The sequence below is a fragment of the Vibrio sp. 10N.261.45.E2 genome (assembly GCF_002875705.1).
Lineage (GTDB): Bacteria > Pseudomonadota > Gammaproteobacteria > Enterobacterales > Vibrionaceae > Vibrio.
On sequence record NZ_MCZZ01000125.1, the window covers coordinates 14,893 to 39,027 of the forward strand.

The 24,135-nt window shown below is 44.6% G+C and carries 26 protein-coding genes; 6 read left to right on the plus strand and 20 right to left on the minus strand.

What is annotated here, in order from left to right; all coding sequences use genetic code 11:
* Positions 1-96: 96 nt before the first annotated feature.
* Together BCT34_RS12590 and BCT34_RS12595 are read right to left on the minus strand one after the other, a co-directional pair.
* On the minus strand, positions 97-591 hold the full coding sequence (locus tag BCT34_RS12590) for a DUF2780 domain-containing protein (protein WP_076651561.1): 495 nt from the start codon (positions 589-591) through the stop codon (positions 97-99).
* Between the two features lie 134 nt (positions 592-725).
* Entirely contained in the window at positions 726-1,346 is a 621-nt protein-coding gene (locus tag BCT34_RS12595; protein WP_008220519.1) for an FKBP-type peptidyl-prolyl cis-trans isomerase, read from the minus strand.
* 213 nt (positions 1,347-1,559) lie between these two features.
* On the opposite strand from BCT34_RS12595, the gene BCT34_RS12600 reads away from it, so the two are divergent.
* Complete coding sequence (locus BCT34_RS12600; RefSeq protein ID WP_076651560.1) at positions 1,560-2,144, plus strand: LysM-like peptidoglycan-binding domain-containing protein; 585 nt, start codon at positions 1,560-1,562, stop codon at positions 2,142-2,144.
* Between the two features lie 52 nt (positions 2,145-2,196).
* On the opposite strand, the gene BCT34_RS12605 is transcribed toward BCT34_RS12600, so the two are convergent.
* From BCT34_RS12605 to BCT34_RS12650, 10 genes are all read right to left on the minus strand, one after another.
* Positions 2,197-3,045, minus strand: coding sequence for a DMT family transporter (locus BCT34_RS12605; protein WP_076651559.1), 849 nt, complete (start codon positions 3,043-3,045; stop codon positions 2,197-2,199).
* Complete coding sequence (locus tag BCT34_RS12610; RefSeq protein WP_076651558.1) at positions 3,045-3,497, minus strand: GNAT family N-acetyltransferase; 453 nt, start codon at positions 3,495-3,497, stop codon at positions 3,045-3,047. Before BCT34_RS12610 ends, BCT34_RS12605 begins: the two co-directional genes overlap by 1 nt.
* A gap of 57 nt (positions 3,498-3,554) precedes the next feature.
* Positions 3,555-4,121, minus strand: coding sequence for a Crp/Fnr family transcriptional regulator (locus tag BCT34_RS12615; protein ID WP_076651557.1), 567 nt, complete (start codon positions 4,119-4,121; stop codon positions 3,555-3,557).
* A gap of 71 nt (positions 4,122-4,192) precedes the next feature.
* Positions 4,193-5,947, minus strand: coding sequence for a lysophospholipid acyltransferase family protein (locus tag BCT34_RS12620; protein ID WP_076651556.1), 1,755 nt, complete (start codon positions 5,945-5,947; stop codon positions 4,193-4,195).
* Between the two features lie 12 nt (positions 5,948-5,959).
* The gene (locus BCT34_RS12625; protein ID WP_076651555.1) at positions 5,960-6,397 is read right to left on the minus strand and encodes a YHS domain-containing (seleno)protein; all 438 of its coding nucleotides are present in this window, start codon (positions 6,395-6,397) and stop codon (positions 5,960-5,962) included.
* A 12-nt stretch (positions 6,398-6,409) separates the two neighbouring features.
* Positions 6,410-7,159, minus strand: coding sequence for an NRDE family protein (locus tag BCT34_RS12630; protein ID WP_076651554.1), 750 nt, complete (start codon positions 7,157-7,159; stop codon positions 6,410-6,412).
* Between the two features lie 2 nt (positions 7,160-7,161).
* Positions 7,162-7,704 carry a hypothetical protein gene (locus BCT34_RS12635; RefSeq protein WP_076651553.1) on the minus strand — a complete coding sequence of 181 codons (543 nt, stop codon included), beginning with the start codon at positions 7,702-7,704 and terminating at the stop codon, positions 7,162-7,164.
* 19 nt (positions 7,705-7,723) lie between these two features.
* On the minus strand, positions 7,724-8,857 hold the full coding sequence (locus BCT34_RS12640; protein ID WP_076651552.1) for an ATP-grasp domain-containing protein: 1,134 nt from the start codon (positions 8,855-8,857) through the stop codon (positions 7,724-7,726).
* Complete coding sequence (locus BCT34_RS12645) at positions 8,854-9,441, minus strand: DedA family protein (protein ID WP_076651551.1); 588 nt, start codon at positions 9,439-9,441, stop codon at positions 8,854-8,856. The genes BCT34_RS12640 and BCT34_RS12645 overlap by 4 nt, the downstream gene beginning before the upstream one ends.
* A gap of 284 nt (positions 9,442-9,725) precedes the next feature.
* Complete coding sequence (locus BCT34_RS12650; RefSeq protein WP_076651550.1) at positions 9,726-11,702, minus strand: bifunctional 2',3'-cyclic-nucleotide 2'-phosphodiesterase/3'-nucleotidase; 1,977 nt, start codon at positions 11,700-11,702, stop codon at positions 9,726-9,728.
* A gap of 414 nt (positions 11,703-12,116) precedes the next feature.
* On the opposite strand from BCT34_RS12650, the gene cysD reads away from it, so the two are divergent.
* The 4 genes from cysD (at position 12,117) to cysC (ending at position 16,944) form a co-directional block, all read left to right on the plus strand.
* Positions 12,117-13,061, plus strand: a complete 945-nt coding sequence (cysD, locus tag BCT34_RS12655) for a sulfate adenylyltransferase subunit CysD (RefSeq protein WP_258954156.1) — start codon at positions 12,117-12,119, stop codon at positions 13,059-13,061.
* Positions 13,062-13,079: 18 nt separating this feature from the next.
* The gene (gene cysN / locus BCT34_RS12660) at positions 13,080-14,510 is read left to right on the plus strand and encodes a sulfate adenylyltransferase subunit CysN (RefSeq protein ID WP_048662155.1); all 1,431 of its coding nucleotides are present in this window, start codon (positions 13,080-13,082) and stop codon (positions 14,508-14,510) included.
* A gap of 64 nt (positions 14,511-14,574) precedes the next feature.
* Positions 14,575-16,299, plus strand: coding sequence for an SLC13 family permease (locus BCT34_RS12665; protein ID WP_076651549.1), 1,725 nt, complete (start codon positions 14,575-14,577; stop codon positions 16,297-16,299).
* Between the two features lie 24 nt (positions 16,300-16,323).
* Positions 16,324-16,944: an adenylyl-sulfate kinase gene (gene cysC, locus BCT34_RS12670; RefSeq protein WP_076651548.1), complete on the plus strand. Its 621-nt coding sequence runs from the start codon at positions 16,324-16,326 to the stop codon at positions 16,942-16,944.
* A gap of 165 nt (positions 16,945-17,109) precedes the next feature.
* Here cysC and BCT34_RS12675 read toward each other — a convergent pair whose 3' ends face one another.
* The 7 genes from BCT34_RS12675 to BCT34_RS12705 form a co-directional block, all read right to left on the minus strand.
* Positions 17,110-18,018 carry a TIGR03899 family protein gene (locus tag BCT34_RS12675; protein WP_076651547.1) on the minus strand — a complete coding sequence of 303 codons (909 nt, stop codon included), beginning with the start codon at positions 18,016-18,018 and terminating at the stop codon, positions 17,110-17,112.
* Positions 18,019-18,543: 525 nt separating this feature from the next.
* The gene (locus BCT34_RS12680; protein WP_076651546.1) at positions 18,544-19,059 is read right to left on the minus strand and encodes a DUF3299 domain-containing protein; all 516 of its coding nucleotides are present in this window, start codon (positions 19,057-19,059) and stop codon (positions 18,544-18,546) included.
* Positions 19,060-19,073: 14 nt separating this feature from the next.
* Positions 19,074-20,333 carry an ABC transporter permease gene (locus BCT34_RS12685; protein WP_076651545.1) on the minus strand — a complete coding sequence of 420 codons (1,260 nt, stop codon included), beginning with the start codon at positions 20,331-20,333 and terminating at the stop codon, positions 19,074-19,076.
* On the minus strand, positions 20,330-21,046 hold the full coding sequence (locus BCT34_RS12690) for an ABC transporter ATP-binding protein (protein ID WP_076651544.1): 717 nt from the start codon (positions 21,044-21,046) through the stop codon (positions 20,330-20,332). The genes BCT34_RS12685 and BCT34_RS12690 overlap by 4 nt, the downstream gene beginning before the upstream one ends.
* Positions 21,047-21,190: 144 nt before the next feature.
* Positions 21,191-21,850, minus strand: a complete 660-nt coding sequence (locus BCT34_RS12695; RefSeq protein WP_076651543.1) for a DUF2796 domain-containing protein — start codon at positions 21,848-21,850, stop codon at positions 21,191-21,193.
* Between the two features lie 40 nt (positions 21,851-21,890).
* Positions 21,891-22,181, minus strand: coding sequence for a DUF2607 family protein (locus BCT34_RS12700; protein ID WP_076651542.1), 291 nt, complete (start codon positions 22,179-22,181; stop codon positions 21,891-21,893).
* Positions 22,182-22,271: 90 nt separating this feature from the next.
* Entirely contained in the window at positions 22,272-22,823 is a 552-nt protein-coding gene (locus tag BCT34_RS12705) for a YtfJ family protein (protein WP_076651541.1), read from the minus strand.
* A 253-nt stretch (positions 22,824-23,076) separates the two neighbouring features.
* Between BCT34_RS12705 and BCT34_RS12710 the strand changes: the two genes are divergently transcribed.
* A complete protein-coding gene (locus BCT34_RS12710; protein ID WP_076651540.1) occupies positions 23,077-23,277 on the plus strand; it encodes a DUF1107 family protein in 201 nt (66 codons plus the stop codon).
* Between the two features lie 109 nt (positions 23,278-23,386).
* Here BCT34_RS12710 and msrA read toward each other — a convergent pair whose 3' ends face one another.
* Positions 23,387-24,016: a peptide-methionine (S)-S-oxide reductase MsrA gene (msrA, locus tag BCT34_RS12715; protein ID WP_076651539.1), complete on the minus strand. Its 630-nt coding sequence runs from the start codon at positions 24,014-24,016 to the stop codon at positions 23,387-23,389.
* Positions 24,017-24,135 lie beyond the last annotated feature (119 nt).

Below are 24,135 nucleotides of genomic sequence, written 5' to 3' on the forward strand. Positions count from 1 at the left end.
TCGTATCTCGTATCTCGTACACTTTTCTTGTGGGCACAAAAAAGAGCACCGAAGTGCCCTTATCAAATATTTAAGCTCGCTAGTAAGAATTAACGATTATTGCCATATAGCTGAAAGTGAATCCATCAAGCCGCTCGTTGCACCTTGAGATTGAAGTGCTTGGAGAATGATTGGTGCAAATGTCGACACCATCGATGAGTCCATACCGAGACTAGAAAAGGCACTTTCAACCGCGCCTTGTGAGTTTAGTAGTGATGATAGGCCTGTAGACTTGAGGCTCGACATTCCAGGAATAAGTGTCGCAAGTTCTTTATTGTCGGCTGTGCCAAGAGAGTTTTGTGCGAGAGCCAACATTGAACCGATACCGCCAATCGCTTGATCGCTAGTTACAGATGCTTGGTCAGCAACAGTATCTGCAAGAGGTGTTGTTTCATTTTGTTGAGACCACATATTAACCGCTGCCATTAGTGCGGTTTGTGATAGTTGGGAATAGTTGGCATCTGATGATGAACTGGTTTGTTCAGAGTCGCTAGTGCTAGCGCAAGAAACAACAGCAAGGCTGCTTAAAACTGTGATAAGTACTTTCTTCATTATTCGTCCTTAAGTAATAAAGTAATTTACTCTTTCACTATAAACGAAAAACGGCGATGTAGTGACATCGCCGTTGCATTATTTTAATTTTATTTGCCTATAGTATTTTGTTTTACTAAAGGTTTTTATAAAAATTAAAGAATAGCTAGAAGTTCTACTTCAAATACTAGAGCAGCAAATGGTGGGATTGCAGCACCTGCGCCACGCTCACCGTATGCTAGATCTTGAGGGATGTATAGCTTCCACTTAGAACCAACAGGCATCATTTGTAGAGCTTGTACCCAACCTTGAATTACGCCAGTTACTGGGAATTCAGCTGGTTGACCGCGAGATACAGAGCTGTCGAAAACAGTACCGTCAGTTAGCTCGCCGTGGTAGTGAACGCGTACTTGCTTGTCTGCTGTTGGGATTTCGCCAGTACCTTCAGTTAGTACTTCGTACTGAAGACCAGACTCAAGAACTGTTACTTCTGAACGAAGAGCGTTGTCAGCTAGGAAAGCTTCGCCGTCAGCAGCAGCAGCTTTAGCCAGTTCTTGACGTGCAGCTTCACCGCGAGTGTGTAGCTCTTGTAGTGCGTTGTTGATTTCGTCAACTTCGATAGCTGGCATGTCACCAACTAGAGCTGTTGCGATACCAGCAGCGATTGCGTCAACGTTTAGGCCTTCAAGACCAGAACCAGCAAGTTGTTGGCCCATTTGCAGACCGATACCGTAGCTAGCTTTTTGCTCTACAGTTTCAAATTTTACTTCAGACATGAAAAGTCACTCTTTTTGTCAGTACGAAAAGGGTAAGAATACCAGTATTAGCAGCGTGAAGAAACGGCTAGACCCTGATCACTTGCGCTTTACCGTGCCCAAATCACAGCCATGTCAATTTTCTCGCTTTGGGCCTTGTTGTGACGGAAAGATCTATACTGTTGGTACTTTGGTTTTTATACTGTAGTTATTCAATGTATAGGACGCAGTGGTATGAATCGTCGTCAAAAGAAAAAACAGAAAGTTGACCACTTAGCAGAATTCAAGGATCGACTGAATCAGGTCAAAGAGAAATTGAGTTCGATCGATGTGAAGAAAATGAAAACCTCGACAGCGCAAACTTGGGGGTCATTGCCGAAGTTACACCAAAGACTGTTGATGGTGATTTCTCCGATCGTACTGATATTACTTTTTGTGCCGCTACCAGAACCTAAAGTAGACACTACTCCAACAACATCGCGTGTCGAACTTGAAATAAACACTGTTGGCTTAAGCGAGCAGCAAAATACCAAGAGCAGTTCATCTGAATCGAGCAACAATAATTGGCAAGAGTACCTCGTCAAGCAAGGTGATACGCTAGCGCAGGTTTTCCGAAACAACGATCTACCCTTGTCTGACTTGAATGCGTTAGTACGTATTGAAGGAGCTGATAAGCCACTAAGCCAGATCCGCAAAGGTCAGCTTGTTCGTTTTAAACTTGCTGAAACTGGGCAGTTGGACATTCTTCAGCTAGAGAAAGGCGACACTTCGGTAATGTTCTTCCGCTTATCAGATGGTGGTTTTGGTCGCAGTAAGTAAAAGAACCTGAGTTAAAGTACTTTACCAGGCACAGGTAGACGATAAGAAAGAGCTAAGCACTAGCTCTTTTTTTTGGTCGCTTAAAAGGGGCCAATGGCAAGATGATAAGCATAATTCCGATAAAGGTTAATGTATCTGGAATCTCATCGAACCATATTGCGCCGATTAGTGCGACAAACACTAATCCTGAATACTCAGCCAAGGCAATTTGGCTAGAGTGTGCTTTTTGGTAGGCAGCAACAGCAAGACCGTTATAGCTCAATATGAGTGTTGCACTTAGGGCTATGTATCCTAGGTGCTCTATAGAAACGGGTTGCCAGTATAAGAAGCACAATAACAAGGATGCAGGAATAGAGAATACGGTTGTCCACCACAGCGTCGTGACGACGGTCTGCTCGCTAGGAAGTTTTCTTACCAGTACATTAAATAGTGCGAGGGTAAGTGCTGTACCCAAAGCGAACAGTGCTGCCCAATGAAATTGAGATGGCCTCAAGACAATTAATGCACCAACAAAACCTATGGTCGTGGCGATAACCTTGCCGAGTGCCGGTTGCTCTTTGAGTAGAAGCATAGAGAGTGGCAACATCAGTAAAGGCGCGACATAAAATACTGCGTTGGCGGTTGCCAAAGACAAATGCGTGATGGCGACGACCATACATCCACTACCAATTAAGATCAGCTGACCGCGGATAAAGGTGACTTTAGCTTGTTGTAAGCGGCGTTGCTCTTTGCTTTGCTGTAGCCACAATGGCGTAATGAGCAACAGAGATATCAACTGTCGGAAAAAAATGTACTGAAGCGGCGGTACTTCTCCATTCAATAACTTCACTGCTACGTCAGAGAGCGAGGCAAACAAGTTACCTGCAACCAACAATAGAATACCGGCAGTGATATTCGTCATTATTTTTCTAATCTCATGTCTATATGAGGAATGTCATCTTCGAGGTACATATCTGAGATCGTCTTGAAGCCGTGGCTAGCATAGAAGCTTTCTAGGTGCTGCTGTGCACCAATGTCGATGGTCGTGTTTGGCCAAAGATCTTCACAACGAGTTAGCGCTTCTTTTATCAATTGATGCCCTAAACCGCCACCTCTCGCTGATTGTTTGGTTGCTACTCGGCCGATGCTTGTATTGTCGTAAGATGTGCCAGGTGGTAATAAGCGTGCACACGCTATCAACTCTTCACCCACATAGCCAAGCAGGTGCTCAACACCCGCGAGTGTGTCTTTACCGTCAAGCTCTGGATAAGGGCAGGTTTGCTCAACCACAAATACATCGATTCGCAATTTAAGTAGTTGATAAAGCTGATGTGTTGAAAGTTCAGAAAAGGGAATTGAGTGCCAAGTGATCATGTTTACATCCAGAGGTTATCGATGCTCTGAATGTACTATGTGCGATGATTGTTGGCATTAACTATTGTTAATTCGACCTTTAATTCTGCTAAGGCTGATCGCGGTTATTCCTAAATAAGCGGCAATTTGATTATCGTTTAGACGCTGTTCAAGGTCTGGATAGTGTTCGCAGAAAAGCTGGTAACGTTGCTCTGGGGTGTAGAGCAGCATGAAGCGCTCTTTGTTTTCTTTATGCATCAGTTGAGTTTCTAAAAGCTTTAAATACAAAGGATTATTTGATGCACGCCACTCGATAACGGCATTCATTGGCAGTTCTAACATGGTGATGGGCGTCAGTGTTTCTAGTAGGTAAGGGGACGCTTGGTTTTTTATCAGACTCTCAAAGCCGATGATCCAATCTTGTTCCCAGTAGAACTCTTTGCTGTACTGTTTGCCTTCATCGGTGAGGTAACAGGCATGGCATAAGCCCTCCAGCACAAAGTAGATTGAACTCGCCATCTCTCCTTGATTGATAAGGACGTGTCTTGTTGGCAGCTCAAGCGGCTTTGCGACGGCGAGTAGAGAATCAATCTGACTTTCTGAGAAGTCGAAGCTTTGTAGTTGTTCGATAAAAGAGGTGTGCATGGAAATAACCTAACCCAAATAAGTGCCGAAATCATCGCACTTATTTGGGTGTAGGTACAGAGCGGGCGAAATCAGCGCCGCGCGTGTTGCTCTAGATAGTCTTGGGCAAGCTCTCGGCCCATGTACTTACCTAAGGTCTTCAATGGTACCTTCTTAAGGTTCACGACAATCAAACCATCCAAGGCATCATTAAATGATGGGTCGACGTTAAAGCAAACCAACTTCCCGTTCATCCCTAGGTATTGGCGCAATAACACAGGTAGGCCTTTACCTTGCTCCATACGAGCTAATACTTTAGAAAGCAGAGGCACGCTCGCCAGTGACGACAAGAGATGATTCTGCCAGAACACATGACTACTGGTATTGAGTGGTGAAGAAGGGGAAACCAGATTGGCCTTTTCCTCATCGTAGTGGTGGATCGATAAGGTGGTCGCGATCAACAGGCGCGCATTGTGGCTGTAATCATTACTGATACTGACCGGGCCAAATAGATGAGTGTATTGAGGGTGACGAGACACAAAGGTCGCAATGCCTTTCCACAATAGTAACAGTGAGTTCAGACTCTTTTGATATGGCTTACTCACTACGGAACGGCCAAGCTCAATACTGCTTTCTAACGTATCGATAAACTCTTGGTTGTAGTTGAACAGGCTACGAGAGTAGAGCTGATCAAGTCCGTGCTCTGAGATGAGTTTGTCGACCATACCGAGTCGATACGCGCCGACCAGTTCTGCCTTGGCTTTATTCCATACAAACAGTTGATGGTAATAAAGATCATACTCGTCCAAATCACAGGCAAGCCCGCTGCCTTCACCAACTTCTCTAAAGCTTTCTTCTCTGATTCGACCAATTTCACGCATTAAGTTTGGAATAGATTGGCTTGGCGTGCAGTAGACCTCGAAGTCCCCTTGCTCAAATAACTTCATCTCTTCAGGCAGAGAATCGACCTCTATTGCCAACACTTCTGACGGAATAGGCGCAATCACTTGAGTATCAAAAGAGGGTGCGTGGATTGGCGTACTCGGACTATCTTGTTGACTCATTAGGTAGGTATTGAGCCGCAGGTAGTTGACGATATCCATTTCTTTTTCAAAAGATTTTATCTCTGAATACGGAATCGATGCTCCAATCGAGATAGAGATAGTCGTTGCCTGTTTATTAAGAAGTTCACGACCGAGTAGAGCGGTTCTTAATAGTGGATGAACTCGCCCAGCTTGGTAGAAAAGCTCGCTGTTTTTGCCATTGATAAAGATAGGCACCGTGGTTGCTTGGTGACGTTTGACGAACTTCGCGACTGATTTGCTCCATTCGATGTCTGTTAGTGTTTTTGCCCCTTTACGGTAACTTGATACTTCACCTGCTGGAAACACAATTAATAACCCACCAGCGGCCAAGTGACTATTGGCATCTCTAATGGCTTTGGCATTGGTGCGTTTCGATTCTTTACCATTAAACACATCAATGCCAATGAAAAGATCATCCAGTTCAGGCAGTCGCTTGAGCAACTCATTCGCTAACACCTTCACATCCTTTCTGACTGATCCTACGAGATCAGCAAGGATCACACCTTCAATTGCTCCAAGTGGATGGTTGGCTACAATCACTACAGGCCCTTCTTCTGGGATATTCTCTGTGGTGCCCGATGCAACCGAGTAGTCGATATTGAGCGCCGATAGAGTGTAATTCATGAATTCGAAGCTAGATAACTCGTTTTGTCGATTTTGATAGAGTCGGTCTAGCTTAGATAGCCCAGTTGCCCACTCGACAACAGACTCACCTAAACCAAAAGGCGTGTAACGTGGTAAACGAAAAGGACTATCAATCATAATGAAGCTACCTTATTTAATCAGCTGCGGCCAAGCTTTATCAGCTTGTTGAATGTGCTGTGCACGGTCTTGCTCCCAAGTGGTTTGAATCTCTTGGTCGTAGTTAAGATAAAGTTTGTCATCAACTATGGTCCAATACTGTGGGTCGCCTGGTGCGAAGTCGTTTTTGGCAGAAACAGCCCATGCGCAATAACCACCATATTGAGGGGCATATTTTTCAGGATTATTAACAAATAAAGTCAGATTCTTTTCAGAAGAGAAATACCAGTCCGCGCCTCTGTACTCTGTGCTGAACTTCTTACTCCCTTCAACTGGCTTCCCTGAAGTGAAATAAGCAACGGTATCGTAGCCATCGAGTGCCTTACTGCTAAAGAAGCCGGTATAGATTTCATCGGCAGCAAATACGTATGGGCTAACAAGTAGCAGAACCATGGTTAATAGTTTTCTCATGATGGACTCCATCTATAGATTGATTGCAGGTGATAAATCAAAGGTAAAGCGCTGCTGATTTATCTGGCATGGTTTAATGGGTTCACATGGCGAGCCTGGTGCATAAAACATCGAGGCTTGACCGTGCAGATTACGTAAATGGGTAAAGCTGACTGTGTGTGCGTCTTCACGATGCATACAAGTTGCTAAATGGGGCTGCTCACTGTGATGGTGAGAATGAAACTGCAGTAAATTCTGTTGATTCTTACCTGTTGCCATTAGCTGATCGTATTTGGCTTGTCGGTAGGCTTGCACTCGCGCTAAATCAACACCGGATGAGAATAGTGGTGAGTCGGTTTCCACTATTTTCTGTTGAATGCCATCCCACATGTAGGCGATAACCAAACCATTGTATTGAGTTAGGTTTGGTGCAAAAGCCAGTAAGGTAAACGGGGCAAAAGAGTTCAGGTCTAGCTTATGAAATGCTTCAGAAAGCTGACTGATATTACGACTTGAGGATAGGCTTTTAAGTAACAAACCACGGCTGACCAAAGGGCCGACTGGAACGATGCCTTGATAATTATTGAGTAAGCATAGCGAAAGCCCAAACTCGTTAATGCTTATCCAGCTACCACCGCCCGTTGGGTCGAGTGGCATGATGATATCGACACCGCTGACTCGATATTGCTTCGGTGGCATCGCCAATGCGCGGGTCTTTTGTTCATCACGATTAAAAAAGACTTGATAACCATTTTCTTCAAGTAGCCAAGATACTGAACACATGATTATTGCTCCCTCAGATAGCTACTGGTGGTTGGGGCATAACCAAAGGTGTTGCAGGTTTCAATATCTAGGAAGGTGGTGATTACTTTGATCATCGCATAATGATGATTGGCATGCAGGGCGGCAAAGGTGACCTCTCTTTCAAGCGTTGAAGGCAGACTTGTAAACACCTGATCGTCCATCGAAACCTCAGTTTGGATCATGATAGGCGCTTCGAGATCGTTGCGGTCTAATCGTTCAAGCCAGTTGATCACATAGTGGATCTCTTTTGCCGCGATTGAGCGATCGTATTCGACAGGGTGACCACGACGACGAGTGTTGTAATCAACGGTCGCGTTCTCTTTTAAAATTAGCGCATGAAAAAGATCGAGCGTGTGGCGAGTATGCTCACCAATAGAGCTTGTGACGTGCGGCTTCGCTCGTGTCAGGTAGTCGCTGTCAGAAATCGCTAATAGAAACTCTAAACCCTGATTCAATATCTCTACCGCTCCCTTGATACTAGGAGAGAAAGACGTGAGGGCGCTCGGTTGGGCTATGGGGTTCATTCATGATCCTCGTACAAAGTTAATCGGTGGTCGGATATTGTTGAACAAGGCGTCGCTCTTCTTGCCACGCGTTAAATAAGCTCTTAAAAGAAGGAGGTTGATGGCCTCTTTGTTTTTGTTGAGCACCAATATCAAAAAGAATGCGGTATTGCAGAAGTAGAGTAGAAAATATCTCTCGCAGTGGTGTGTTTCGGTCCCAGATATGTCCGGCCTCGCTGCTTGCGCCATTGACCTCAAGAATCGTGAAATCCTCGCCGTTCATTAGGCTGTGCATGTCTTTAAACTTGACGTCGAGTCGACCAAAGTGGAAACCATCGAAGTCGTCGAAGATTTCGTCTAAACGTTCGGTTAAAGCTTGAGTAATGTACTGATTGCCGTCTCGGAAGATACAGCCGCGGCTATGACTACCTGCGAAGGCAAGTTGGAACTCTTCGCCCTCTGCGAGCACTTGATCCAATTTATCTTCATGCCTTGGCAGATAGAGGTGGCTGAGCTGCCCAGCACGCGGGCTATTTTCAATTAACTGCTTGAGTGTCGACTTGCCATCACCCATCACCATTGGCGCATATTTGAGTGTGATCGAGATGATCTCGCCTTGCTTTTTATTTGGGTAGCGAACATAGAAAACACCCGCTTCGGCTTGATAAGGCGCCTTTTCTTGCAATAGAAAGCGAGCATTATTTGGGAAAGATTCAACATACTGCTCAAGTTGCTCTTGTGTGTTGATCAGCTTAACGCCAACACCCCGACAACCAAGATCCGGTTTAGCCACAATCGGGAAATCGAGATCCGACTGTATGAGTGCGCTGCGCGCATCTTCGGCTTGTTTCTTACTGTTGAGATCCGTTTTAGTGAGGGTGATAAACGGTGAGATCCAACGCTGACTTGAAGATCCGGCAAGGCTTAATATCTCGTGTTTTGACTCGCCGACCATACCACTGAGTTTGATACTCGGATTGGCGATGAGCGGTAGCGCCCAGTCAAAGTGCCGTAACCCTTGCATCAGGCTTTGAATGACGACTGGAGTGTAGAAGAACCATGTCGGAAGAAACTCATAAGGAGAGACACTACGCGCGGTATCTTTTTCAAGCAGAGGCATGCCTGCATTAATTTGATGTGCGGGAATGATGTGAATATCTTGCGGTGAACTCATGATAATCCTCTAGAGTAGGTTTTATTCATTAGTCGATTGCCGATAAACAGCAAAGCGATGGCACACGGAATGACGATCCATTGATATTCAGAGGCTTGCAGCCACGCTGATGTCCCTAAATAGTAGATGGCAGAGAAGACAATGCCAGTCCAGAGCGCTGTGGCACTGATCACGGCAAACAAGAAAGTAGGCAGCGGGATGGCGAAAAATCCACTCAGGGTAAAACCAACGGTACGCAGCCCTGGAATAAAGCGGATGACAAAAAGGCTGCTGAATGCGTTTTGACGTAATTTGGTACGAAGCATACGAAAGTATCTGTTAGTGAGGGCCTTGTATCGAACGCCTCTGAAATAACGCCCTGATTTCCCAAGGTAATAGAGGCCAAGGTCCCCGGTGGCTATGCCGATGAAAATCGCAAGCAATGCATATTGAGGAAGAATGAGTCCTTGCGTGGCTAAACCGGCAGCAGTCACAATCGCAAGATCTTCAAGCAGGTAAGAAAGCGCGATGATGCCAAGCATCAGCCATAGCAGCGACTCCTCTCCTGAATGTAACCATGCTTGAATGCTCTCGACGGTGCTCATCAAATGTCCTTATCTATCCTATAGATGAATGGCTTATTGGCCATTCATTGAGTGTAGTAAAATAAATAGACACGAGGAGCAGAGAAAAACTTACAGACAATTCCCGCTTTTTTGTGTTGATTGGGTGCAATGGGGAGGTTGAGGTGTACGGTTTCGGTTCAGAATTAGAGGACGTTAAAAGATCATGAACGCAGGAAATTGGACTGAATATTGAGAAGAAAAGAAAAAGGCTGAGTCGTTAAACTCAGCCTTTTAGAAGGTTAACTATGGATTACTTAAGTAGTTTATTTAGTTAGGTCAATTTGGTAAACCGCGAAACCAACATCGTCAGTCGCAACACGTTTCATTGGGTATTGACCCTTCTCTTTGATGAACTGTGCCGCTTTCTCACTTGGCGACGTTTCAAAGCGGATATCTAGCTTTTTATCCGTTTTGATTGGCGCAAATGACCAGTTGTTGTCAGCTGTTGGGCTCACTTGGCCTTGCTCTTTGCTTACGTGAGAGATGTAGTTTGCAAGTACAGTACGGTTCTCATCTGGTGCATCAAATGCGATGAAGTCTTCACCTGTACCTGGGAATTTAGCACTGTATGCACGGTAGTTGTTGGTCGCGATCAGGAAGTCTTGCTTCATGTCGATTGGCTTACCTTGGTAAGTTAGACCAACAATACGTTGTGAGTTAGGGTTAACCACTTTACAGTTTGCATCGTATTTCGCAGGTTGAGTTACGTCGATTTGGTAATCAACACCATCGATAACATCGAAGTTGTAAGTACGGAAGTTATCCCACTCGATCAACGATTGTGGGGCAGTTGAGTTAACGTCGATCTGGTTGAATTGACCAGCAGAACACTCAAGCCACTCTTTTACTTCGTGACCCGTTACCTTCATCGCAACTAGCGTGTTCGGGTATAGGTACAAGTCAGCTGCGTTACGGAAAGTTAGTTGACCAGATTCAACTTCAGTGAAGTTAGCTGGGTCATTCTTACGGCCGCCCGCTTTGAATGGTGCCGCTGCTGAAAGTACTGGTGTGCCATCTAGGTCTGGGTCACCTTGGATGAATTGCTCAACGTAATCTTTTTGTGCAAGGTTAACGATCTGTACTGTTGGATCGTCTTGTACTAGAGACAGGAAGCTGTACATCACGTCATCTGCTTTACCAATAGGTTGGTTCACAAAATCACGAGTACCTTGGTGATCTTTTTCTAGCGCTGTTACGATGCCTTCATCCGCTGCAGCCAGTGATTTCTTCTCGATCTTGTCGTAGATAGGGCGTGCTTCAGATTGGCCTTTAACCACTTCCCACTTACCGTCTTTTTGTGCAAGTGTTAGGTCCATAACACCTACGTGGCTACCCCAGCGACCTGGCATTACTGCCGCAACACCATTCATGGTGCCGTTTTCGTTGTCAACTCCTTGGATGTTGTCGAATCCTTTACCAGGGAATACCGCGTGAGAGTGGCCGAATGCGATAGCATCAATGCCCTCTACTTCAGAAAGGTAAAGCGTAGAGTTTTCTTCGCCAGCTTTGTATGGGTCTTGAGATACGCCAGAGTGAGGGATAGCAACAATAACGTCTGCACCTTCAGCCTTCATTTGAGGCACTAACTCATTCGCAGTTTCAATGATGTCGCGAGCAGTAACTTTACCTTCAAGATTCTTCTTATCCCACGTCATGATTTGTGGTGGAACGAAACCGATGTAACCCACTTGGATTTCATGCTCTACGCCTGCTGTATCTTCAAACGTGTGTGTCTTGATGATGTAAGGCGTGAAGTAGTGCTCGTTCGTTTCTGCGTCGTAAACGTTAGCACTGATGTATGGGAAATCAGCGTCGTTGATAGATTCTTCTAGGAATTCAAGACCGTAGTTGAATTCGTGGTTACCGATGTTTGCTGCATCGTAGCTTAGTTGGTTCATTGCTTTGTATGCAGGGTGAACTTCACCTGCAACGATGCCTTTGTCTGCCATGTAGTCACCCATTGGGCTACCTTGTAGCAAGTCACCGTTATCAACTAATACGCTGTTTGTTACTTCGTTTTGAGCTTCTTTTACTAAAGTTGCAGTACGTGCTAAACCAATTTTCTTCGATGGCTTGTCTTTGTAGTAATCGTAATCCATTAGGTTGGTATGGATGTCCGTTGTCTCTACGACACGTAGTTTAATCACTTCATCGGTATCTGGTGTTGTTGTACAGCCTGCTAGAGTCAAGCCAAGACCTGCAAGTACAGCCAATGACAAAGGTTTCATTGCAACTTTCATTTTGTAGCTCCAAAGTGGATAGTAGAAAATTCGTTGCGTAATGTAACAAAATGGAATGAAACAATGATTACAACGAATGTTAATTCGTGACTTAGATCGATTACTTTATGGTGTTCTGCAAGACGCCTCCCAAACCTGCTCAATCAATGCACAATTGAAATCGATAAGATTAGTCCATTCATTTCACCTGCTTATCTATAAATTTAATCCCTTATCAGCTTTTCGAATAAAAAATGAAATTTTAGAATTTCCAGTAATATGAGAGGCTCGTCATAATGCCTATATCAAGGACGTATCAGGCAGATGAATAGCAAGGATAGCTCAAAACGAAGCTTCTGTTTTCTTCTAGTGCCAATACTCCCATTCACTCAAGTGGATGAGTTAAATCCCTTGCTTGGCAAGACCAAGTAATGAATTGCTCGTAACGCGAGCCTTAAAGGAAGCACTGAAATGGACCAAGAACGTTTAACCCACCTAAAACAGCTAGAAGCGGAAAGTATTCATATTATCCGTGAAGTGGCGGCTGAGTTTGATAACCCAGTGATGATGTACTCCATCGGTAAAGATTCTTCTGTGATGCTTCATTTAGCTCGCAAAGCGTTTTACCCAGGCAAGATTCCATTTCCACTATTACATGTTGATACGGATTGGAAATTCCGCGAGATGATTGAGTTTCGTGACCGCACAGCAGAAAAGTACGGTTTTGACCTTTTGGTACATAAGAACCCTGAAGGTATCGAGATGGGTTGTAGCCCATTCGTACATGGCTCTTCGAAGCATACAGACATCATGAAAACTCAGGGTCTTAAGCAGGCGTTAAACAAGTATGGGTTCGATGCGGCTTTCGGTGGCGCCCGTCGTGATGAAGAGAAATCTCGAGCGAAAGAGCGTGTGTACTCTTTCCGTGATAAGAACCACACGTGGGATCCAAAGAACCAGCGTCCAGAGCTTTGGCACACCTACAACGGTCAGGTGAATAAGGGCGAAAGCATCCGTGTATTCCCTCTATCAAACTGGACTGAGCTGGATATTTGGCAATACATCTATCTAGAGAGCATCGATATTGTTCCACTTTACCTTTCAGACAAGCGTCCAGTTGTGGAGCGTGATGGCATGTTGATCATGGTTGATGATGACCGTATGGAGCTGCAAGAAGGTGAAGTGATTGAAGAGAAAAGCGTTCGTTTTCGTACTTTAGGCTGTTACCCACTAACCGGAGCGGTTGAATCTGAGGCGAATACGCTAACAGGCATTATTGAAGAGATGCTGGTGGCGACGTCTAGTGAGCGTCAAGGTCGAGCGATTGACCATGATCAGTCGGGCTCTATGGAGCTGAAAAAGCGCCAAGGTTATTTCTAAAAATCTAAGGAAAGAAAAATGAATAGTGCAGTAGAAGCCGAATTGGCTGAACTAGGGATTGAAGGTTATCTAAGTCAGCATCAGCATAAATCTATGCTTAGATTTTTAACTTGTGGCTCGGTAGATGACGGTAAAAGTACGTTAATCGGCCGCTTGCTCCATGATACAAAACAGATTTATGAAGATCAGCTAGCAGCAGTTCACTCGGATAGCCAACGAGTGGGTACTACAGGTGAGAAGCCTGACCTGGCACTGCTTGTTGATGGCTTGCAGGCTGAACGTGAGCAAGGCATCACCATCGATGTCGCTTACCGCTACTTCTCGACGCAAAAACGTAAATTCATTATTGCTGATACCCCTGGGCATGAGCAGTACACGCGCAACATGGCAACAGGCGCTTCAACGTGTGATCTGGCTGTGATCTTGATTGATGCTCGTAAGGGCGTTCTCGATCAAACACGTCGTCACTCGTTTATTTCTAACCTGCTTGGTTTGAAGCATTTCATCGTTGCAGTCAACAAGATGGATCTCGTGGAATATTCACAAGATCGTTTTGAAGAGATTCGCGATGAATACCTAGAGTTTGCTGAAAATCTAGAAGGCGAAACTAACATTCAGATCTTGCCAGTTTCGGCACTTGAGGGCATCAACGTTGCTGCGCCAAGTAAAGAGCTAGCATGGTTCGAAGGCCCATCCCTACTAGAAGTGTTAGAGAACGTCGACATTGACCAAAAGCGTTCTGCGGGTGAATTCCGTTTCCCTGTGCAGTACGTGAATCGTCCGAACTTAGACTTCCGTGGCTTTGCTGGCACGGTGGCTTCTGGTCGTGTGAGTGTTGGTGATGAAATCAAAGCACTGCCATCAGGCAAAACTTCTAAGGTTGCACGCATTGTGACTTTTGATGGTGATTTGGAATCTGCGCAAGCGGGCTTAGCAGTAACGCTGACCCTTGAAGACGAGATCGATATCAGCCGTGGTGATTTGATTGTGCTGGAAAACGCTCAGATTGAATCGACTAACCATGTATTAGCTGACATCGTGTGGATGACTGAACAACCACTGCAACCGGGCAAAGCTTACGACATCAAGATCGCTGGCAAGAAAACGGTAGGTCAGGTTGAAACGGTTCGTCACCAATACGACATCAACAACCTATCGACCCACGCAGTGGATGAGTTGCCATTGAATGGTATTGGTTTATGTGAATGGTCATTGAACGAGACTGTCGCGCTGGATAAGTACCGTGAAAGTGCCGATACCGGTGGTTTCATCGTGATCGACCGTCTAACTAACGTAACGGTTGGTGCGGGTTTGATTCGAGACCGTTTGGACTCTGTTGAGCAGCAAGTCGGTAACTTCTCTGCATTTGAACTTGAGTTTAATGCTTTGGTTCGCAAGCACTTCCCTCATTGGGATGCCAAAGATTTAAGCCAGCTACTGAAGTCATAACGACCAAGTAACAGCTTATTGAATCAGGCGGAAACCGACCGTTTCCGCCATAAAGGACGGGTATATGTGGCAACAAGGATTTGTATTAGCGATTTTGCTCGGCATCATTACTTGCCTGCTCGTTACCCGTATTAAGCCAAGTTTTATCTTTGCTGGCGCGGCGTTCATTGCTTTCATGGGCGGCATGATCGACCTGTCGAGCTTAGCCAACAACTTCACGAACTCCTCGTTACTGACTTTAATTCTTCTGATCCTCGCATCGAGTGCGTTGGAGAAAACTCGCTTAATCAGCTGGGTTAGCCGCAATATCTCTGAAGGTAGGCTAGGTACCGTAGTTGCGAAGTTGGGTATTTCCACAGCGCTACTTTCTTCTTTTACTAATAATACGGCGGTGGTTGTCTCTTTGATCGGGGCGATCAAACGTAATCAACAACACGCGCCATCTAAGTTACTTATTCCTTTGTCATACGCCGCTATCTTGGGTGGAACACTGACATTGATCGGCACCTCAACCAACTTGATCATCAATAGCTTTGTTGAAGATGCTGGACTACCGAGCTTAAACTTTTTCACACCCACTTTGATCGGTTTAGCGGTTTTGGTCGGTGGTGTGTTGATCCTTATTCCTCTCAGCTACTTTCTACCTAGTTACGATGATGGATCTCAAGATGATCTGCCTTACTTCTTAGAAGCCAGAGTAGAGCCCGGTTCGCCGTTAGTTGGACGCAGTGTGAGTGAGAACAACCTAAGAGCCTTGAGAAAACTGTTCTTAGCGGAAGTGATTCGCGACGGTAAAACCACGGCGTCGATTGACCCTGATTTTATTCTTCAAGCTCGTGACCGATTGCTGTTTTGTGGTGATGTCGAGAGCGTGGCAACACTGCAAGAAATTCAAGGACTGACTCTGTTTGGTCAGCACCACTTAAATGGCCAGAGCTTTGTTGAAGTGGTGGTGAGCTCATCGGCAAGCTTCTGTAACAAAACCCTGAAAACCAGCCAATTTAGAGACCGTTTCGATGCAGTTGTGGTCGCTATTCGTCGTGGTCATGAACGCCTAGAGGGTGGCCTTGGAAACATCACTCTCACGGCTGGTGATACCTTAATTTTAGTACCCGGTAAACGCTTTGAAGAACAGCGCCAACAACACAATAAAGAGTTTGTGTTGATGAATGACTTGGATTCGAGTGCCAAGCTTGATGCCGATAAATCGACATTTGTGTTGCTCGGCTTTGCTAGCGTGATTGGTTTAGCCCTTGTCGACGCAGTACCGATTATCAAAGGCTTAGCTGGTTTTCTACTGTTGCTGGTGGCATTTGGCGTGGTACAGCTGGGTGAGCTCCGCCGCCGTTTCCCGGTTGATATTGTGGTGATCGTGGGCTCAGCTCTGTCTATTGCTCAACTGATGATTTCATCGGGTTTGTCTGAGCGTATGGGGCTGATGTTTATGGAAGCCTTTAATGGCTGGGGCGTGTTCGGTGCGTTAGTCGCGACCTATTTCATGACCTTGGTTCTGACAGAGTTGGTGACCAACAATGCGGCTGCAGCACTCTCATTTCCGATTGGCTACAGCATGGCTGTCGGCTATGGCGTCGACCCTATGCCGTTCATTATGGCGGTTCTGTTTGGCGCGAGTGCGAGCTTTATTTCGCCATATGGTTATCAAACCAACTTACTTGTTTATAGCGTAGGTAATTACCATTTAACGGATTATCTACGTATCGGCATTCCAATCTCGATTGTTTATTCGGGTTTGGTGCTGACTCTAATTCCTTATTTTTTCCCATTTTAATGCTGTTTATTTAAAGGACTAATTATGACCGCAGTACTCAAACCTAAAGATGAGAATGTTGTGTGGCATCAACACTCGATTGATAAAACATTTCGCGCGGATCTGAAATCACAAAAGCCAGCTGTGCTCTGGTTTACGGGGCTATCTGGTTCTGGTAAATCGACAGTTGCTGGAGCATTAGAAAATCGCTTGGCACAGCTTGGTTACCATACTTACTTATTGGATGGCGACAATGTGCGTCATGGATTATGTAGTGACCTTGGTTTCTCCGAGCAAGACCGTCGAGAGAATATCCGTCGTATTGGTGAGTTAGCTAAGCTAATGGCTGATGCAGGCTTGATCGTGTTGTCAGCCTTTATTTCTCCGCATCAAGCGGAAAGACAGTTGGTACGTGATTTAATGCCGGAAGGTGAATTCCTTGAGGTGTTCGTCAATACGCCATTAGAGGTGTGCGAACAGCGTGATCCTAAAGGTTTGTATAAGAAAGCACGCGCAGGAGAAATCCCGAACTTCACCGGTATTAGTTCAGTGTACGAAGCGCCTCAGAACCCTGAGATTGATCTACCCGCAGGTGAGAAGACACTCGATGAATTGGTCGAGCTGTGTATTGATGCGTTAGAGAAGCGTAATATTTTAGCCAATTGAGATCGCTGGTATGACTAAGGCTGCCCACTTACTTATCGGCTTATTCATGACTGATAAGTAGTACAGCCTTGGTTTACCGAGACAAGAAACCCGTCCTCTAGATTCTCTTATCCTGTCCAATATTCCTCACTTTTTATACCGTCTATTCTTTGCACCGTCGATTGACTAGACGGTGTAATTCACACTACTTTTCACTTCTGTTTGTACTGTGAATTTTTGGCTCAATAGCGCAATCAATTGGTCGTAATACTGCATGTTGGGCTTGTTACCAAGCAAGGTACAAAGTTCATTGCCTGTAGGGCTGAATCGATAGTAAACCAGCTTCACGCCTTTTGATAATGGTGCCAGTGACATGCTCTTACCTTGATAAGTCAGGTGCAGTGCTGGATCGAAATCAATCTCACCAGACTCTAACTCTGTGCCCAGAATAATGCCGAGTTCAATTAAATGAAGCAGGCTAGAGTAGGGCAGGTTGTGCCCACCAAGGTTGATGGTGTTGGTGGTGTCTCTTTTACCAAAGCTGAATAACCCAGCATGAGATTTAAAACCAAGTAATAGCTTTCTGCTGTTGTCGCTACCAAAACTACAACCGAGTGAAGCCGCTCTCTGTAGGGTTAGCGCTTCTTTTGGTGTCATATCTTTTAAGATCTGCAGCGCTTTCATCGACGTCGAGCCTGGGTTGGTGACTTCTCGTTTCAGCACTTGAGCCCATAGTCTCTGCATCGATGTATTGTGGATCTCTTGTGCCATATCGAAGAAACGGTATAGCCAGTCCTGATCTGGGTCTCCAGCTGCTTCATCCTTACATGAAGAGTGTGCCAACTTTAGAATCTGCTCTAGGTTTTTTTGGCGAAGCTCTCTACGTTTTTTCTCTCGCAATAGTGCCCGTTCGATAAGCGTATTCTCAGCTTTATCGTTTGGCTTTGCACTATGACTAATTAAGGAATCGAGGCCGAAGCTTTGTGCGATGTGCAGCATTCTACTGGCACTATCGGCGATATGAGGCTTTTTTTCATGCTTGTGCTGTGTGTCGCTAGCATGCTCAATGATCACTGGCTGTTTGATTTCTGACATAAGAGTACCGTTAGGAGACGACTCAATACCAATCGTAGTAAATAACTGCTCACCCTAGCTTGTTAAAACGCTCGATAGCTGCGTTAGAATTTTGATTGTAGAATAACTACTTATCAAAACTATTTATTGAAAGAGCTTCCTTGTTCTCAAGCCTTTTTCCTACGCTATTTCTGAACACTTACTTATTGTGATTGGTATAACTATCTAAAATGTAACTCTTTATCTTATTGGTGGCTAGATTTTGCGTGCAGAGTTGAAGGTTTCAACAAAATTTTACTTTTGCTAATGATAATAAAATGTTAAATTTGTTGTAATTCTCAAGGAGGAGTTATGAATCAAGTCAATGATAACAAGCTGAAGAAACAGCTTAGTATAGGGTTATTACTCGCGACTTATGTTGCTGTTCTAGCTTACTTATCTAATTACATCGCGTAATTTAGAAGAAAATTATCGTTATTAAACTGTTATTGAATGTTCTCACTCATTCAGTGATGGTAGCTCGTCCCTGAGCCACCCTTCTAGCGACTACATGTCGTCGTATTCTTCAATCGCAGTACCTTCAATCAGATAACCTGTTTGTGCTAAGTCGTGGCTTATCGACTCAGTTTTCAGCGTACCGACTAAATAAATTACATCCCATAACTGCTGTATTGGTGCACCTTTCGGGAACTTCACGTAGATGATTTGGTTCGGTGGCGGCGGTGGCACGTGGATACATGCGCCAAAGTATGGAACCAGTAGAAATTCAGTGATCATATTCTCATCACCTTCCAATGGAATCACAAAGCCAGGAATCTTCACTGTGCTGCCATTCAGTTCTGGGCGAACAGCGCCAAGTGTCGATTGTTGAGGTTTGTCCATACTGTTGTGGTCAACCATCGGCATACCAAATGAATCTAGTTGAGCGCGCTCTGATTCTGGAATCAAATCAATCCATTCAAGTGTTAAGACCGATTCGTCATTCTGAGTGGTTTCAGCGTGAGCTGTACTGATAAATGGGAACATAAGTAGCCCAAGTATCAGTAGGAATTTGCGTTGCATCGTAGGTTCCTATTTTAGATTCGAATCGTCATGCCATCAGACAATGACTGGCGGTAAGCCCTGAAAGCGGGAATAAAGCCGATAATGATTCCGGCAACTTGTACCAGCAGAAGCAGTTTCCACTCATGAGGTGTGATTGCGGATATCGAGATGTTGATACCATAACTTTGTTGCACAATAGGAGCAACCACTGCGATTAGCGCAAACAACACCGCAACGCCTAATGTAATGCCAAGGAAGGTTAGCGCACTGGCTTCACTGATCAGTAAACCAAACACATGACGAGGTCTTGCGCCCATCGCACGCAAAATAGCCATCTCTCGACGCCTTTCTTGCAAACTAGTGAGTAGGCTGCTGAGCATGCCTAATAAACCCGCGACAACAACAAACCCTGAAACAATCAGCAGTGCTTGCTCTGCCACAGCCATCATTCCCCACAGTTCGTGAAGCGCAATACCCGGCATGATGGCGCTCAAAGGTTCCTGGCGGTAGTTATTGATTTCTCGTTGCAATGCGAAGGTTTGAATCTTCGAGTTGAGTCCGAGCATCATGGCAGTGATTTGTTGAGGTTGGAAATCAAAAGTCTTTAATGTTTCTGCATCCGGCGTGTGTCCTAGGTTAGCACCTGACTCCCAACCAACGTGAATTGCTTCGATCGCTTCTAACGATACGTGTACCGTTTTGTCTACTGGTGTTCCGGTTGGGGCCAGTATTCCCACTATCTTGAAGGGCAGATTATCATGGCGGCTAAACGCAACATCACTGATACCGTGCGCGAGAATAATTTGATCACCAATTTTGTAATCTAACTTCTTCGCTACATCAGCACCAATGACGACATCAAATAACTGGTTGAACTCTTTACCCTGCTGAAAAGTAAGTGGTTGCTTACTTCCATAGCGGTAATTTTCAAAGTAACTGTGATTTGTACCCATCACACGGAAGCCTTTATGCGAATCACCCAATGAGATTGGGATAGCCCACTTTACCGCTTTATGTTGGCTAAATTCTTCATAGCTTTTCCAGTCGATGTTGTTGGTTGCATTACCGATTCTAAATACTGAATAAAGCAGCAGGTTTACCTGACCAGAGCGACCACCGACGATAAGGTCTGTACCTGAGATCGTATTGGCAAAGCTGCTCTTGGCTTCGGTTCTAACACGTTCTACACCGAGCAATAGGATGACTGATACCGCCACGGTGAGAATAGTGAGAATGGCCGTGGCTTTACGGTTGAGTACACTTTTTAAGGCTAAGTGAGTAATTACTTTCATACGACAACCTTAGCTTGATTAACGGTTTTTAAATCTATGGTTCGAGTAAACAGTTTTTCTAATGTTGGATCGTGACTAACAAAGATTAGAGTCGAACCCGCTTGATTCGCTTGTTCTAGCAACAGCTCGATAAAGGCTTCTCGGTTGTCATGATCCAAAGCCGAGGTTGGCTCGTCGGCGATGATGATTTTTGGTTGGCCGATCAAAGCACGAGCAGCAGCGACACGTTGTTGCTGACCAATACTCAACTCGGTTACAGGTTTATCCATTAAGGCTTGAGGTAGCTTTAATCGAAGTAATAACTCTCGAGCCGTTTCTTGTAAGCTTTTCTGGCTTTCAACGACTTGCTGTTTACGAATCTTTGAAAACTGACAAGGAAGCGTAACGTTGTCGATGACTGACAAGTAAGGAAGAAGGTTAAATTGTTGGAAAATATAACCAATATGATCAGCTCTAAATTTGTCTCTCTGACGAGGAGTGAGCTGTGTGAGGTCTTGATCTAGAATAGAGACTTCACCTTGCTCGGCTTGGTTGATTCCAGTCAACATCCCTAACAATGTTGATTTTCCACAACCACTTGGCCCTTTTATAAAAAGGTGCTCTTGGGCTTGGATGTGCAGAGATGGGATCTCTAGCGTTGGTGGTAATTCAGGCTTCCAACGAAAGCTGATATTTTCGAGTTTGACCACAAGTGATGATCTGTCAGAAGACATGCTAGCTCCAATAATTAAAGCGGTGTATCTACTGGACAGCAATTTGAAACATTAATTCCCCAGAACAACACACCGATTTGAACAGCCAAGTAAGTGATTGCTTACCTGGCTGTTTGTTTTACGTTTAATTCGATCTAGGACTGATTAGAATCGGAAACTAATACGCTCTGCGTTAAGTATTTCTTGTACTTGAGCTGTGTCTGTAAGTAAGTTCACAGTCATTTTTTCTGTATTGCTGAACTTAGAGAACCATTGAGTGCTAACTGTGTCTAGCTTAGCAACATCTGAACACTGGTAATGGTACTCAACAGTGAATTCACCGTGGCCACCTTTAGAGTGGTCATGGCCTTCATGGTCGTGGTGATCGTGTTCAGCATGGTCATGGCCTTTGTGGTCGTCATGATCGTGCTCAGCGTGGTCATGGTCTTTGTGGTCGTCATGATCGTGTTCAGCATGGTCATGGCCTTCATGGTCATCATGATCGGCCTCTAGGGTGTTCGCCACTGACTTGAACTTCAGAGTACAGCTCGCATTGTTAAAACTAAACAGCTCTTCAGGCTTATTTAATTGCGCGATAGCTTGTTCAAACACTTTCTTTTGCTCATCGGTTTCTGGAGCATGCTCAAAGCCAACCACATCCGCACCAGGAGCTGTTACTTCTACAAGCAGTTCTTGTCCATCTTGCGCGATGTTTACTTCAACTTGACCATGTACGTGTGCTTCATGAGAGCGGAATTTTTCGTTAGCTAAAACGTTAGTAGAGACAGTCATGCCGATAACAACGGCTAAAATAGTAGGTTTCATGTTTTTTCCTGAATAAAGGTTAATTAAAAGGTAGTGGTATTTAAGCGATCTTTACAGGAGGTGAGCGAGCTAAATACGCGAAATATAGTCGCTGTAGTGAAGTTACTGACTCTGTGATAGCGACAGTAAACTCCGAATGGAACTCTGGAATCTGTGGTAGTGAGTGGGCAGTGATGAACTGACTAAGCGAAAATAACTCACAGTGATGCGAAGTGTGGTGTTCTGGGTGAATATCCACAATATGTGTTGCGGCTAACATGCTTAGCATGAGCATCAGGCCCAGCAAAAAGCAGGTTTTGCGTTTCACATTGTTAGGTGTGTTTTGCCACATCAGGATGATTAACCACAGAATAAAAAAAGGATACTGTTACAATATAACAATATCCTTTGATAAGGTCTCGAAAAAGAGGTGAATATCTGATTAAAGATTCGCTTTAATCAATTCAATAACTTGTGCGACTTCCGATTCGCCAAGTGCGCCTTCTTTCACGAACAAGATTTTACCTTGCTTGTCTTGCACGATAATCGCTGAGCTCTCTTCTTTTAGAGCCCATGATGAAGCAACGGCTCCGTCTTCATCTAAAACCATAGAAGACCATGGGAATTCTTCTTTGCTGCTTTCGGCAGAGGACTTAACAAAAGACCCAGTACCCCAAATCGCATCATCTTGGTTGATAATGGTGGTGGTTTGGTAACTGTCTTCTGAAAACTTCGATGCTGTAATTGCTGCCATCAGCGGTGCGTTGAGCTCTTTAGAGCTGCTGCGGCCAGCGATAGCTTGAACAACGCGAACTTTACCCAGAAGATCATTGGTTTCCCAAGCTTGATATCCAGTATTTCCGTCGTTGAGAACAATTTCACCATAGTTACTAACATCGACGGCAGGCAGGGTAGCACCTACTGTTAGGTTATGAGCATTGGCGAAGAGTGGAGAGGCTGCGGCTAAAAAAGCCAGTAGAGTTTTGTTTTTCATTATATTTTTGTTCCGCTTATTGGTTTGCACTGGAAGTATAATATGAAATTTGAAAAATGCCTCTTTAACTTTTTTATCGTACGATGTAGAAATAAGTTGCAGGCTTGTTACCAGAAGGTATAATGCATCAATATCGAGATGAACAATAGATTATCTTGCTGTTTGCTAAAGGAATTAGCGATTTAATGTGCTTTGAATAGTGATCCTATTCAGGTATGTGACTGTAGTACTCAAAGGGAATTGAGGTTGTATTATGTTAAGAAAATTTTCTACTTACCGTCCACATCAGGTGGCGCGTTTCGTTAAAGTCCTGTTCAAAGGCCAGTTTGCTATTGAAGGTGTTGGTGAGTTTCGCTTCGACCAAGGCAAGGTGCTGCTTCCTGAAGTTTCAGACAAGAAAAAACTCACTGTTTTTAAAGAAGTTAACGGCACGATTGCTGCGTTACCGGTTTAACTGACTTTTATTGTGTTGTAGTGCTTCAAATAGATTAGTAATGAAAAGGGCTTCCTAGTGGAAGCCCTTTTTAATGCGTGTTGTTCTTGTTGGTATGTCGAGCTGCACTTTATTGTGACGGGAAGCAGACGCCTGTCCCACCCAATCCACAATAACCATTTGGGTTTTTAGCTAAATATTGCTGGTGGTATGTTTCTGCGAAAAAATATTTCCCAGCAGGCAGAACTTCCGTCGTGATCTCGTTGCCTAATGATTCAGTCATTGCTCGTTGATATTCACGTTTAGAATGCTCAGCGATAGATTGTTGTTCTTCACTGAATGTGTAGATCGCGGAACGGTACTGAGTGCCTAAATCGTTACCTTGGCGCATCCCTTGAGTTGGGTCATGACGTTCCCAAAAAGTTTCTAGTATGCGAGCTAGTGATGTTTGTGCACTGTCAAAAATGACACGAACGACTTCGGTATGACCGGTTTGCCCGGTACAGACTTGTTCATAAGTTGGGTTGATTGTGTATCCGCCAGCGTAACCAACGGATGTCGAAATCACACCATCCAATTGCCAAAACAGACGCTCAGCTCCCCAGAAGCACCCCATACCAAGTAGGACTTCTTGTTGGGAACCTATAGGAGCATCGAGTAGGTTTGTTTGATTGACGAAGTGATGCTCAGTAATTCGGATTGGATCAGCATTCCCCGGTAATGCGGTTGCTGCAGAAACCAGTTGTTGTTTGTTTAGCATGTTATATTCCTTTTCGCATACGTTTACCGCGTTGGCTTTCCTGACTTTAGGTGCATATTAACTGTTGGTTTATATTGAATAAGTCTTTAAATTAGACCGTGTTATTCCAGGATTTATTA